We start from the raw sequence: 14,954 nt of genomic DNA on the forward strand, positions 1-14,954 counted from the left end.
TGTCTCTATATGTTTTTTGTATTTTTAAAAGCATTAATGAAGCTATAGTTTTAATTTGAATTAAAATTCTCTAAGATTTCAACTTTTTCAAAATTTCTCTTGCTACAGCTTTGTAGGCAGCAGTATGATATTGGTAGTCTTTTTCTAAAACAATTTTCAATTCGGGGTAAACCCAATGATGCTTTTTTCCTATTGTAAATAAGGTTCGAATAGCATACGCTTTAGCAGCAACTTTCGTCTCTGAAATTAACCAATCAAAACAAATTTCAGTTAATTTTTCCAACTGACTCTCAGATAATTTGATTGCTTGTGATTTATCATTTGAATTAGATTTTACTAATAGCATAGCTACTTTTGCCATTGGTCTAATTGCACTTTCATCTTTTAGCATTTTGAAATGATTGCAAAAAAAATCCAAATGTGGTTGCAACCAATCTAATCTTTTATCTGCTACTAATTCAACAATCCAACAGACTTTAAAATGAAATTTATAATCAATTTCAAAAGCCATTTGAACTAGATTAGGAAATACTGCTGGATATTTTAAAATATAATCTCGAATCGCTTCTCTAGGTTTTTGGTGTGCAGAACAAAACTCTAATTGTTGATGTATATCTGTATTCATTTTGTAAATATAGTATTTTTACAAAAAAGGTTAAATTAAGTACTACTTACTACTGAATACTTTACTAAATTTGCACCTTATAAAAATTAAAAAATGATACAACTACACGATAAACATTTTGTTCCTTTTATTTCAGCCAAAGAAATAGCATTCGCTATAGAAAATATGGCTAAAAAAATGGATGATGATTTTTTTGATGAAGTTCCTGTTTTTATTGGTGTTTTAAACGGTTCATTTATGGTCTTATCGGATTTAATGAAACAATACCGAGGAATGTGTGAAGTTTCTTTTGTAAAAATGGCTTCATACGAAGGAACAGAATCCACAAATACAGTAAAACAACTCATTGGTATTAACCAAAATCTTGAAGGAAGAACTGTAGTAATTGTAGAAGATATTGTTGACACTGGAAATACTATTGAAGAACTGAAATCTATTTTTAAAGCTCAAAAAGTAAAACACTTAAAAATAGCAACCTTGTTTTTAAAGCCAGACGTTTATAAAAAAGATATTAAATTAGATTATGTAGGAATACGAATTCCAAACAAATTTATTGTTGGATATGGTCTTGATTATGATGGATTAGGCAGGAATTTAACTGATATATACGAATTAAAATAAACTACAACAACATATAAATAACTACGCAACACACTCATGATTAATATTGTTTTATTTGGAAAACCAGGTGCTGGTAAAGGAACACAAGCAGAATTTTTAAAAGGCAAATACAATTTAATACACATTTCAACAGGAGATGTTTTTAGATACCATTTAAAAAATGATACCGAACTAGGAAAGTTAGCAAGAAAATATATGGATGCTGGTGATTTAGTTCCAGATGAATTGACCATAAAGATGTTACAAGATGAAGTAGAAAAGCATGCCAATGTCAAAGGATTTTTGTTTGATGGTTTTCCTAGAACTATTGCTCAAGCAGATGCTTTAGACGTGTTTTTAGCTTCGAAATCATGGGAAGTTACCGCGACAATTGCTTTAGAAGCAAATGATGAAGTTTTAATTCAACGATTGTTGGAAAGAGGTAAAACAAGCGGAAGAATTGACGATCAAGATGAAGAAAAAATTAGAAATCGATACGTAGAATATAACGAAAAAACAGCTCCTTTAATAGAGTATTACTCAAAACAAAACAAATTTTATCCAGTAAATGGGATTGGTTCTATAGCAGAAATCACAGAGCGCTTAAGCAATGTAATCGATAAGCTGTAGAGCATGCGTTTTCTAATCTAAGTTATGGAAATTTTAATAATTTTATTTTTAATCATCTTAAATGGAGTTTTTTCGATGTCAGAAATCGCATTGATATCTGCAAGAAAAAACAGATTAGAAAATGCCGCCAAAAAAGGCAATTCAAGTGCGCAAGCCGCTTTAGACTTGGCAAATGCACCCAATAAATTCTTATCGACTGTACAAATAGGAATTACTTTAATAGGAATTTTGACAGGTATTTTTAGTGGTGATAAAATAACAACAGATGTTAGGCTATTTTTAGAGGGTTTTGCAACCTTAAAACCATATGCAGAAACTATTGCAGTTGGTATAGTAGTAGTAGTGTTAACCTTTTTTTCATTGGTTTTAGGAGAATTATTGCCTAAAAGAATAGGGCTAAACCATCCGGAGAGTATTGCTAAAGCAGTTGCGATTCCCATGAAAATGATTTCAATAATTACAGCTCCTTTTATTTGGTTGTTGACAATTTCGACGGAATTTTTGCTCAAAATACTGCGTATAAAACCTTCAGCTGACGGAAAAATTACAGAAGAAGAAATTAAAGCCATTATAAAAGAGGGTACTGAAGGTGGTGAAGTGCAAGAAATAGAACAAGATATATTAGAACGTGTTTTTCATATCGGAGATAGAAAAGTAAATTCCTTGATGACGCACAGAAAATCAGTGGTATTTCTTCCCTTGAATTCAGACAAGAACCAAGTAAAAGAGTTAATGCTAAAAGAGTTGCACTCTATTTACCCTGTATATGATAAAAATTACGATGATATTATAGGAGTAGTTAATTTGAAAAACATTTTTGCTCATTTTGAAAATGAGAACTTCAATTTAGCAGATATTATTTCCGAAGCACCTTTTATAATGGAGCAAACTTCAGCGTATCAAGCTTTAGAAAATTTCAAAACCAGTGGAATTCATTATGGTTTTGTATCTGATGAATATGGTATTTTTCAAGGAATAATTACGCTTAATGATATTCTTGAAGCTTTGGTAGGAGATGCATCCGAATTTTATAAAGATGATTTTCAATTGGTTGAACGTGAAGATGGTTCATGGCTTGTAGATGGTCATTATTCTTTGCACGATTTCTTAACTTATTTTGAATTGGATGATTTGATAAGCGATTATGAAGTAACCACAGTTAGTGGATTAATTATGACTGAACTTTCTCGGATTCCAAAACAAGGAGAAAAATTAGTTTGGCAAAAATTTGAATTAGAAGTCATCGACATGGATGGTGTGAAAATTGATAAAGTGATGGTGAAGGCCTTAAAATAAATATTTTGCAGTAACAGTTTTTAGTAGCAATTAGTACTGAAAACTCTTGCTGTAACTGAAAACTAAAAAAAATGACAGAAGGAAATTTTGTAGATTACGTAAAAATATATGTTTCTTCTGGAAAAGGAGGAAAAGGGTCTACGCATTTACATCGAGAAAAATTTATAGAAAAAGGAGGCCCAGACGGTGGCGATGGTGGGCGTGGCGGACATGTGTATTTAGTTGGCAATAAAAGTCTTTGGACATTGTTTCATCTGAAATTTGCACGACATGTAAAAGCGGGTCATGGCGGCGATGGTGGTGGTGATAGGAGTACAGGAGCCGATGGAGAAGATAAGTTTATTGAAGTGCCATTAGGAACAGTGGTAAGAGATAAAGAAAGCAATGAAATTTTATTCGAAATCACTGAGCATGGCGAAAAGAAAATTGTTGCTCAAGGAGGAAAAGGCGGTTTAGGAAACTGGCATTTTAGAAGCTCTACTAATCAAACGCCTCGATATTCTCAACCCGGGTTGCCATCCGAGGAAATAGATATGATTTTAGAATTAAAAGTATTAGCCGATGTTGGTTTAGTAGGATTTCCTAATGCTGGAAAATCGACATTGCTTTCCGTATTAACGTCTGCCAAACCTAAAATTGCTGATTATCCTTTTACAACTTTAAAACCCAATTTAGGAATTGTAGCTTATAGAGATTTTAAATCTTTTGTAATTGCCGATATTCCTGGAATTATAGAAGGAGCTGCGGAAGGAAAAGGCTTAGGACATTATTTTCTTCGACATATAGAAAGAAACTCCACCTTATTGTTTTTAGTTCCAGTTGATACGCCAGATATCAAAGCTGAATATGATATTTTAGTAAATGAATTAAAGAAATACAACCCAGAAATGCTTGATAAAGAACGGATGTTAGTCATTTCTAAATGCGATATGCTAGATGATGAATTAAAATCAGAATTGAAAATACAATTAGATAAAGATTTCAAAAATATTCCATATTTATTTATTTCTTCTGTGGCTCAACAGGGATTAACAGAGTTAAAGGATAAATTATGGAGTATGTTAAATACAGAAAATTAAATAAATTCTAAAATTTTTAAGCGTCCCTTTTGGGACGTTTTTTTTTGTTATAATCAAAAAAAAGTTAAAACTCACTATAACGTTACAGTTTTATTACTATTTAGCACTATTTATTGCTGAAATAATTTATTTTTACACTTCTAACAATTAGTATTATTATTTTAAATAATTGTAACAATTTGCACTTTATTTATACTAGTAAACTAAATCTATTAACTTTTATAACTTTTCAAATGAAGAAAATTATTTTATCTCTTATTACAGGAATTATTCTTTTGCCTATGAGTATGAAGGCCGATGAAGGAATGTGGTTTCTAATGTTCTTAGAGCGATTGAATCATCGAGATATGCAAAAAATGGGCTTGCAATTGACGGCTCAAGATATTTACAGCATTAACAATCACAGTTTAAAAGATGCGATTGTACAATTTAATGGAGGATGTACTGCCGAATTAATTTCTAAAGATGGATTAGTACTAACAAATCATCACTGCGGGTACGATGCTATTGCTGAATTATCTACCGCAGATAAAAATTTATTAAAAGACGGTTATTGGGCTGCTAATAGAAATGGAGAAAAGAAACCGTCAAGTTTGTATGTTCGTTTCTTTGTAAGGATGGATGATGTTTCTAAAAGAATTTTATCAAAGTTAAATGATAAAATGACTGAGTTAGAACGTGAAAAAGCAGTTAATCAAGAGATTGCTTTAATTGAAAAAGAAAACAACGAAGGTGGAAAATATACCGTTTCAGTGCGTTCCTTTTTTCAAGGAAATGAGTATTATTATTTTGTATATCAAGATTATAGAGATGTTCGTTTGGTAGGAACTCCTCCTGAAAGTCTTGGAAAATATGGTGGCGATACTGATAACTGGGAGTGGCCTCGTCATACAGCTGATTTTTCTATGTTTAGAGTTTATGCTGATAAGGACGGAAATCCCGCAGAGTATTCTGAAAATAATGTTCCATTACAACCAAAACATTACCTGCCAGTGAATTTAGGTGGAGTAAAAGAAGGTGATTTTGCCATGATTTTAGGCTATCCGGGAAGAACAAACAGATGGATGCCGGCGGGTGGAATTGAGCAAAACGTAAAATTTTCTTATCCCGCTTGGGTTGAAGGCGCTAAAACAGGAATGGACAATATGAAGAAATATATGGATCAAAATGATGCTTTGAGATTGGTGTATGCTTCAAAATACGCTTCAGTGGCCAACTACTGGAAAAACCGTCAAGGTATGATTGATGCGTTGACTAAATTTGGAACTTCAAAATCGAAAGCAGCTCAAGAAGCAAAGTTTAATAAATGGGCCAATAAACCTGAAAACAAAGCCAAATATGGGAATGTAATAAATAACATAAATGCTTTTTATAGTGTTACCAACGAAAAAGCCCGACATGATAATTACTTGCAACAATTGTTTAGAACAACTGCTTTTGGAACAATTGGTAGAACAATAGGAAAACAATTAGACACTTATGCTAAAGCTGATGCAGCGATACGGAAAGATATGGCTCCAGATATTCTAGCCGGTGCTGAAGAAATTTTTAAAGAACTCTATATTCCTGCAGAGAAAGATTTATTGGCAGCACAATTAAAATTATATACAACAAAAGCTACAGGATATGCATTAGCACCAATGGTAGATAAATTAGCAAAAGAAAACAACAACGATTTTACAAAATATGCTAGTGCTGCAATAGATATGAGTGTTTTGACATCTATTGAAAAAATAAAAGCGTTTCTAGACTACCCAATCCAATCGGTTTTAGATAATGATCCTATCTATACTTTGTCCAACGATATGATTACCCATATTAATTCAAAATCAGATGCAATTGCTAAAGCTCAAAATGATTATGGAGCTGGATTTCGTTTATTGGTAGAGGGATTAAGAGAATCAAAAATAGGAACAATTAAATATCCAGATGCAAATTCAACTTTGCGATTAACGTATGGAAAAGTTCGTGCTTTGCCTGCTGATAAGAGAAATGACGCCAAAATTAACAACTATACTACAATGGATGGTATGGTTAAAAAATACAAAAAAGGCGATGAAGAGTTTGATATGCCTGTTCGAGTAATTGAAATGAATAAAAATAGAGACTACGGAAGATTTGCTGACAAAGACGGCTCGATGCATGTGAATTTCTTAACAGACAATGATATTACAGGTGGAAATTCAGGTTCTCCAGTATTAAATGGTAAAGGCGAATTAATAGGTTTAGCTTTTGATGGAAATATAGAAGCTATGGCAGGCGATGTCATTTTTGATGATAAACTACAAAGAACTATTAATGTTGATATTCGTTATGTACTATGGGTAATTGAGAATTTCTCAGGCGCAAAACATATTGTCGATGAAATGACTTTGGTAAAATAGTTAACTAATTTCTTCAAATTAAAAAATCCGTTTCAAAAACTTATTGAAACGGATTTTTTTGTTTTATTTTCAATTAATCAATTTTTTAGTAACTATTGAATTATTATCTAATTTAATTTTTGCTAAATAAATGCCTTCAGCAAAAAGAAAATCATCTTCAAATTGTTTGAGAGATTCTTTAGGAGTATTCGTTTTAATTAATTTTCCTGTTAAATCAAAAATCGAAATGCTTATAATATTTGAAGTTGCTTGAATGGCAATTTTTTTATTTTTTATAGATGCATTTATACCTGTTTTTGTATTTTGATTTGCAACTCCTAATGTTGGGTTAGTATAACGCAATATAAAACGATTATTAAATGTTCCAATTTCAGAAGTAAATTCATATGGATTATTTTTCAAATCATGTATAGTATTCAAAACTTTATCTTCTAGATATACTCCTTGGTTTCTAGTAAAAATCCCATCAACATGATCTATAGCTATAGTTTGATTTCCGGCAGAGCCAGTTTTATACCCTAGATTTATACTATCATTTTCGTCAAATGGCAAAGCTCTTCCTTGAATATTTAATAATTTTTTATCGAGTATAGAATATAAATCAGTTTTCGAGTTTGAAATAGTCATTCCATCAAAACTTCTATCTTCTTCATTAGTTGCTCCATCTATATACCCTACTAAAGTTTGACGGAAAGTATCACTATTTGAAATATTTAGCCAAATCCTGTGATTTTCCTCTTTTTCTGAAACAGTATTGTTTTTAGATTGACGATAAAAAGCATTGTTGAAATTTACTGAACGCATATAATTTTTAAAAACTATAGGGCCGTCAGCTATCATTTGCACCATGAATCCCTGACCTGAAGCAATTTTTCCATTAAATGACAAACCTGGAGGTGGTAATCCAATGGTACCACCCGTTTTATTCCAAGTCACATAATCACCTACATTGTAGGGGCCAGTTCCTGAATAAACCGTTGTTGACGTCCATAAATATAAGGTTCCGCCTACATAAAGTTTATTAGCTGGGTCGTCTAAAAATAATGTAGCATCAATAGCGCAAGGATAAGGATTTGCTAGTAATTTAGAATTTCCGAAAGCAGTTGTAACTCCTCCATCATAAGTTGTTCCATTGGTTGTAATTAAACCGTTATTAGGTACTCCAGTATAGGTAAAATCAATTGTTGTTGGGCTAATGTTATATGGTGCAATGTTTTTAACTCTGGTTATAAAACCATCGCCAGCAGTAGTTGTTGTTAATGGAGTCCAAACCCCAGTTATGGTTTTGTTGGTTACATATTTATATTTCAGATCATAATCTAACGGGATTTGACTTATAATATTTCCAGCCACAGGAGAGCCATGATACACATAATCCCATCTAAACATAGGTCTAGATGTGCGTTTCACAATTATATCACCTGAATTAATTGCGTTGTCGTTTTCTTGAATTAAACTCGCACTATCTTTAAGGTCAAGTATTCCACCAGTTTTAACGACAACTTCATCAGTTATTGATAAATTATTATCTGTATTTACTGTTAAAACTCCTCCGCTTTTTACGGTAATATTTTTCCCAAAAGCATTATAATTTGTTCCTGAAATAATAGGGTCAATGGCAGTATCTGGAATAACAATACAGTTACTAGAAGTAGGTTTTCCAATTGGCTTCCAGTTGTTGTTATCGTCCCAAACAGAACTTCCGCCATGCCAAACTTTAGAATTATTTGTTACAGTTATTACTTGTGATTTTGTACAACCGTTATCTAATACTGCGTTGACAGTGAAATTAAAACTTCCAAGTTCTAATTGCGCAAATGTCGGCTTTACGTATATAGTTGAAGCAATATTATTAGAATCATAAGCAATAGTACAAGCAGCATCAGTAAATGCCGGAATAGTTGTTGTCCAGTTGAAATCAATATTCGGTCGATTACCAAATAAAATAATATCATCTACAGCGATCCCATCACACCAATTGTTATTATAATATTTTACTCTAACTTTAAATTGGCTCACTCCAACATAGGACGATAAATCATATGTTAAAGTTTCAAATCGTGTTCCAATACCAACATCTTCTGTAAATCGTTTTATTTCTATCCAATTTGTTCCGTTATTTGTAGAAACATCAATAGTAATGAATTCTTCAGCCGGAAAGTCACCGTCTTTAAAATATCTAGAATAATACAATCGTAAACTTAAACTTAAGTTCGTGAAGTTTAATGTGCTTACCGTTGAAGAAGCTATTTGATTGTGAACGAAAGGTATTGCATTTGCAAAATCAGAAGTTGCCATTACAAATTTATCACCATTTATTCCTGATGAAATAGCTGGATACCATGTGTTTACTCCTGAAATAGCAGTAGGAATGTAAGTACTTGTTCTATTTTGCCAAGCAGTATCGGTATCACGAACACTAGAAGAAATGTTAGTGTTCGTAAAGGTTCCTAATCCGCTATTAAACTTTTCATTAATTAAATAAACTTCTTCCAAATCTCCAGTTGCAGATAATTGAACTCCTACATCTTCTCCGCATGAAATTGGGTTTGTTGGCGCAAAAGAAACATTGGGTACAGGATTGACAAATGCATTAATAGGGGTTCTAACTAGTGATTCACAACCATTGAAAGCCGTTACAAAATAGGTAGTTGTAGCATTTAGAGATGGCGTAGTCCATGTTCCGGTTGATGTTGTGCCAAGAAGTGTTGACCCCGTTGGTGTTGAATACCATCTAAATTGGCTAACTGCTGGCACAACTACTGAGCTTGTTGCGTTTAGAACTACCGTGCCGCTTCCACAAGTTCTTCCATTAGTGATACTAGAAATTTGAGCATTGCAACTTGTAACAACTGTAAATAAATAATCTTCGGTCTCTCCTCCATTGTTAATGTTGCCACAAGAGGTAAATGAAGAAGATCCTCCAGCACTTGCATCAACTCGAATACGAATTCTATAACTTCCTAAGGCTTGCCCTGAGGGTATTACAAATCCAAACGTAGTTGAGGCTGTTGCAATACTTCCTGAATCATAAACTAATTCTTTTGTTGGTAAAGTGTCATTAAAATCACCATCTTTATTCCAATCTACCCAAGCTTTTGTATAAGAAGAGAAAAGAGCCTGAATAGAAACATTTACACCTTCACCTTGAGATTGACTAGATATATTTGTCAAACCAGTAAAATCTTGATACCCGAGCGGACTTGAAGAAAAAGTTGAAAAATTAGAAACATCGTTCAATGTTCCAATGAAATTGACTTCAGATAAATAGTTCTCATCTTCTCTACCATTAGTAACCGAAGCAGTACAATAATTGGATGCAATAGTAGCAATATTGCCAGTTAATGGACTTATGAGATTGTACTTTGTTCCTCCAGTACAAATGGAGTTATAGGAAAAAATAAAGAAATAATAAGTTGTTGAGATGGACAGTGAAGTTGCTGTAAATGAAGTGTTCGAATCAATGTCAACTACAGTTCCTCCAGTTATTGCACTTCCAATAGTATAATTTGTTCCATTTGTAGGTGAAGGTGTCGTTCCTGTTGTGTTGCTAACTACTAAATAATTATTTGGCACAGGTGATGCCGCGGTAAAACTTCCAGAAATAGTTGTCCCAGTCGAACTTAAAATCAGAGAGGTTGGCTGTGCAATTGGAGCAACACATACTACAGAATCTGCTATTGTTACAGTATAATCTTCAGTTTCGCCAAAAGATCCTGTCATAGCACAGGACATACTTGAAGTTAAGTTAATTTGACGACCATAACGAACTCTCATTCTAGTTGTTCCTAACGATGCTCCAGCTGGGATAGCAATGGCTACTGTATTGGTAGAGTTCGCAATAATATTATTGCCTATTAAAAAGTACTCCCCAGCATCTATAAAATCGCCATCTTGATTAAAATCAAACCAAACTGCGGCGCCATGTTTTTTGCTTCCTGGACCAGTTCCAAGATTTAAATTAAAAGTATTTCCTCTAATTAATGTTGTAGTTTGATTTCCTGATGCTGCATAATTTATATAGCCACCAGGAGAACAAGTGCTACTATTATTAAGGGTATTAATCGTTACATTACCAATATAATCTCCATTAGTAAAACAATCTAGACTTCCTGTCGGGATACAATAACTAGTTGTTAATGTACTAGTCGAACCATTTAAAGGACTTATGCTTAGGAATAAAGGCAATCCAGTACATAAAGAATTATAGGAAAATACAAAAATGTAATAAGTAGTAGAAACTGTCAATCCCGTTGCTACAAAGTTTGTGTTAGAATCAATATCTACTACTGTTCCTCCAGTTATAGCACTTCCTATTGTATAAGTAAATCCGTTTGTAGGAGTAGGGATTATTCCTGTAGTATTAATAACTACTAAATAATTATTTGGTGCAGGCGAAGCAGCAGTGAAACTTCCTGCTAAAGACGTTCCACTAGGAGATAAAACCAATGCAGTTGCTTGAGCATTAGGAGTCTTACATGCAGGTGGTGCAACAATATTGACTGTATAATCTTCTATCTGACCATACGTTATAGTACCACATACAGGAGCATATCCGGTTAATATTCTATTGATAACCCTCATTCTTGTTGCTCCAATGGTTGCCGAAATAGGAACATTTATTGTAGTGGTAAAAGCGTTAGTTGCTGTATTATTGCTGCCTAATTGTATTTCTTCACCAGCTTCAAATGTCCCATTGTTGTTCCAGTCAAACCAAATACTAGTATAGTGAGTATTCCCATTTAATCCAATTATTGAAACTGTTATTGTATAACTAGTTCCAGCAGTAAGGGTTGTAGAAATTGAACTAAAATTTTCATATCCAGTAGTTCCAACCACTGCATTATTTATAGTGTTAAAACTTACAGAAGAAATAGCGTAAACATTAGTTGCTGTCGAAGAACAATAATTCCAACAGCCTGTTCCAATTGGCGAAGTAATAACCACGTCGTCTGAAGTACTTCCACATCTTCCATTATCAATAGTCCAACGTAATGTTGCGGAACTTCCAATTGGTAATCCCGTAATTGTTGAGGTTGGGGAATTTGGAGAAGTTATAGTTGCAGTTCCTGATATAAGAGTCCAAGTTCCAGTTCCGAATGCCGGAGTGTTTCCAGCTAAAGTAGCAGTAGTTGCACAAGCAGTTAAGCTTTGATTTGACCCTGCGTCTGCTATTGTATTTGTTGGACAGGTGAAAGTTAATATTATGTACCCACCAGCACCATTTCCTCCTAAACTATTTTTAGTACCACCACCACCGCCACCACCATAATTTCCTCCAATTATTCCATCGGCAAAGTTTACGGTATTTCCAGCTCCACCAGAACCAGCATTTCCTCCTCCAGAAGCACCTCCAGGAGCTCCTGTAGTCGTACCGCCGTTTCCAGTTGTTCCAGCTCCTCCTCCACCTCCTCCACTATATGTTGTAGTTCCCGCAGCTCCCGTGCCTCCAGTTGATGTTCCGCCAGTACCACCTGCGCCACCGGTTGGAATGTTGTTATATCCTTTTCCTCCAAAACCAGGATTTGCAGTTATAGATGTGACTGCAAATACAGCTGTAGATGCTGTTCCGTTAGAGCCATTAGCTGTTGTGCCATTACTTGTAGTTCCGCCAGCACCTCCAGTTCCAACGGTTATTGTATATGAAGTGCCGGGTATTACAGCTACTGAAGTATTTTTAGTATAGGCGCCACCGCCACCGCCACCGCCACCGTATTTATTGGTACCTCCACCATATCCACCTCCACCTCCACCTCCATATGCTTCAACTTGGATAGAAGTTACTCCTTGAGGACAAATCCAAGTACCTGATGTTGTATATGTAGAAGGTGATTGTGCGTATAATGAATTTCCATAAAAAATAGAAATTAAAGCAATCAAAATTATTTGATATTGTAAAATTAATTTTATATTATTTATCAATACGCTATCGAAATAAATATAGATTTTTTTCATAATTTCTCTATTATGTTTTTGACTTACAAAAATATTTAAATAAAAGCCAACGGAATCTTTTATTAGATGACAAACCATAAAAATCGTTGAAATACATTTTGTTAAATTTATAATTGACAATCATGGTGTAAAGGCTTACAAATCTTCGAATTATGCTTAATTTAATATATCGATTTCGTAATTTTTTATTGCTTAAATAGTAGTTTTTTTGATTCATTTATATTGAATAAGTAAAATCAATCTTTATTTTACTACTTTTGAATTTCAATTTTTTAGAATGAAATATTTAATATTAAAGTTGTTTTTATTTCCACTATTGGTTGTGGCTCAAACTGATTTTGATAAAGCAGAAAAGTACTATGAGAAAGGACAAATTTCTCTAGCAAGGGTTCTTTTTGAAAATATTGTTAAAGAAAATCCAAATCACCTAAAAGCCTTAGAGTATTTAGGGGATATTCAAGGAAGTATAAAGAATTGGGACAAGACAATTTTTTATTACGAAAAAATAAAAAATCTAAAACCTACTGTAGCTAACTATCATTATAAATACGGTGGAGCATTGGGAATGAAAGCCAAAGAAAGTAATAAATTCAAAGCATTAGGAATGATCGGAGAGGTAAAAGCTTCATTCGAAAAAGCCATACAATTAAATCCTAAGCACATTGATGCCCGATGGGCATTGATAGAGTTATATTTGCAATTGCCAGGTATTGTTGGAGGCAGTGAATCAAAAGCAAAAAGATATTCAAATGAGTTGGCTTTAATTTCGCCAGTTGATGGTTCTCTTTCAAGAGGCTATATCTCAGAATATTTTGAAAGATACGAAGATGCTATAAAACAATATAAACTTGCCATTGAAATAGGGAAATCTAAAGTTTGCTATCAAAAATTAGCCGATTTATATAAGAATAAGATGAATCAACCTGAAAAAGCGAAACAAGTTTTAGAAGAGTTTGAGAAGAAAAAAGGGTAATTTATTTGTAATTTGAAAGACTTAAAAGAGAAAATAATAATGCGTACACATTTCATAGCCATTGGCGGAGCTGCCATGCACAATTTAGCTTTAGCGTTACATAATAAAGGATATCAAGTAACAGGTAGTGATGATGCTATTTTTGAACCATCAAAATCTCGATTAGATAAAAAAGGGTTGTTGCCACAAGAAATGGGCTGGTTTCCAGAAAAAATAACTGAAAATGTAGATGCAATAATTCTAGGAATGCATGCTAAAGCCGATAACCCTGAATTATTAAAAGCGCAAGAGTTAGGTCTAAAAATTTATTCGTATCCAGAGTTTTTGTATGAACAATCAAAAAATAAAACCCGAGTAGTTATTGGAGGTTCTCACGGAAAAACAACCATAACTTCTATGATTTTGCACGTCATGCATTTTCACGGCATCAATGTCGATTATATGGTAGGAGCACAGCTAGAAGGTTTTGATACCATGGTTCATCTTACTGAAAATAATGATTTTATTGTTTTAGAGGGTGATGAATATTTGTCCTCGCCCATAGATAGACGCCCTAAATTTCATTTATATCAACCCAATATTGCCTTAATTTCTGGAATTGCATGGGATCATATCAATGTTTTTCCGACTTATGATTTCTATGTAGAACAATTTCAAATTTTTATTAGTAAAATTACTAACGGAGGAATATTAGTATACAATGAAGATGATTCCGAAGTAAAAAGAGTAGCAGAGGCTGCGACAAATCCAATTCGGAAATTACCGTATTCAACGCCAAAGTATAAAGTAGAAAACGGAAAGACATTATTAGCAACTCCAGAGGGCGATATGCCAATTGAAGTATTTGGTGCCCATAACTTAAATAATCTTGCTGGTGCAAAGTGGATTTGTCAGAATATGGGAGTTGATGAAGCCGATTTTTACGAAGCAATAGCTACTTTTAAAGGGGCTTCTAAACGATTGGAAAAAATTGCTGAAAGTAAAACCAAAGTAGCCTATAAAGATTTTGCACATTCGCCAAGTAAAGTTTCAGCTACAACAAAAGCAGTCAAAGAACAATATCCAAGCCGAACGTTAATTGCTTGTCTAGAATTACACACCTATAGTAGTTTGAATGCCGAATTTCTAAAAGAATACCAAGGAGCATTAGAGTTCGCCGATGTTGCAGTTGTGTTTTATTCTCCTGATGCAGTCAAAATTAAACAACTAGACGAGGTGTCTTACGACCAAATAGCGAAAGCTTTTAACCGTGAAGATTTAATTATTTATACCAATCCAAAAGACTTTAAAGACTATCTTTTCAATATCAATTTTGAAAATTCTGCACTGTTATTGATGAGTTCAGGAAATTATGGCGGATTAAATTTTGATGAGGTAAAAGCATTAATCACTAGTTAATAATTATTTTAAAT

At 33.4% G+C, this 14,954-nt stretch carries 9 protein-coding genes; 7 read left to right on the forward strand and 2 right to left on the reverse strand.

Features of this window, described 5'->3' with window-relative positions; all coding sequences use genetic code 11:
* Positions 1 to 70: 70 nt before the first annotated feature.
* On the reverse strand, positions 71 to 625 hold the full coding sequence (locus ACFQ0S_RS07610) for a hypothetical protein (RefSeq protein ID WP_379753247.1): 555 nt from the start codon (positions 623 to 625) through the stop codon (positions 71 to 73).
* A 93-nt stretch (positions 626 to 718) separates the two neighbouring features.
* Between ACFQ0S_RS07610 and hpt the strand changes: the two genes are divergently transcribed.
* From hpt to ACFQ0S_RS07635, 5 genes are all read left to right on the forward strand, one after another.
* Positions 719 to 1,246 (forward strand): hypoxanthine phosphoribosyltransferase, encoded by a 528-nt coding sequence (gene hpt / locus ACFQ0S_RS07615; RefSeq protein WP_379753244.1) that lies wholly within the window; start codon positions 719 to 721, stop codon positions 1,244 to 1,246.
* A 36-nt stretch (positions 1,247 to 1,282) separates the two neighbouring features.
* Entirely contained in the window at positions 1,283 to 1,855 is a 573-nt protein-coding gene (locus tag ACFQ0S_RS07620) for an adenylate kinase (protein ID WP_379753241.1), read from the forward strand.
* A gap of 24 nt (positions 1,856 to 1,879) precedes the next feature.
* A complete protein-coding gene (locus tag ACFQ0S_RS07625; protein WP_379753238.1) occupies positions 1,880 to 3,151 on the forward strand; it encodes a hemolysin family protein in 1,272 nt (423 codons plus the stop codon).
* Positions 3,152 to 3,222: 71 nt separating this feature from the next.
* The gene (gene obgE, locus ACFQ0S_RS07630) at positions 3,223 to 4,230 is read left to right on the forward strand and encodes a GTPase ObgE (protein WP_379753235.1); all 1,008 of its coding nucleotides are present in this window, start codon (positions 3,223 to 3,225) and stop codon (positions 4,228 to 4,230) included.
* A 233-nt stretch (positions 4,231 to 4,463) separates the two neighbouring features.
* The gene (locus tag ACFQ0S_RS07635) at positions 4,464 to 6,614 is read left to right on the forward strand and encodes a S46 family peptidase (RefSeq protein WP_379753232.1); all 2,151 of its coding nucleotides are present in this window, start codon (positions 4,464 to 4,466) and stop codon (positions 6,612 to 6,614) included.
* 69 nt (positions 6,615 to 6,683) lie between these two features.
* On the opposite strand, the gene ACFQ0S_RS07640 is transcribed toward ACFQ0S_RS07635, so the two are convergent.
* The gene (locus tag ACFQ0S_RS07640) at positions 6,684 to 12,569 is read right to left on the reverse strand and encodes a GEVED domain-containing protein (RefSeq protein WP_379753229.1); all 5,886 of its coding nucleotides are present in this window, start codon (positions 12,567 to 12,569) and stop codon (positions 6,684 to 6,686) included.
* A 277-nt stretch (positions 12,570 to 12,846) separates the two neighbouring features.
* On the opposite strand from ACFQ0S_RS07640, the gene ACFQ0S_RS07645 reads away from it, so the two are divergent.
* Positions 12,847 to 13,542, forward strand: coding sequence for a tetratricopeptide repeat protein (locus ACFQ0S_RS07645; protein ID WP_379753226.1), 696 nt, complete (start codon positions 12,847 to 12,849; stop codon positions 13,540 to 13,542).
* A gap of 39 nt (positions 13,543 to 13,581) precedes the next feature.
* Positions 13,582 to 14,940 carry a UDP-N-acetylmuramate--L-alanine ligase gene (locus ACFQ0S_RS07650; protein WP_379753223.1) on the forward strand — a complete coding sequence of 453 codons (1,359 nt, stop codon included), beginning with the start codon at positions 13,582 to 13,584 and terminating at the stop codon, positions 14,938 to 14,940.
* Positions 14,941 to 14,954: the final 14 nt, after the last annotated feature.

Origin of the sequence: Flavobacterium myungsuense, from assembly GCF_042677265.1 — a bacterium.
Lineage (GTDB): Bacteria > Bacteroidota > Bacteroidia > Flavobacteriales > Flavobacteriaceae > Flavobacterium > Flavobacterium myungsuense.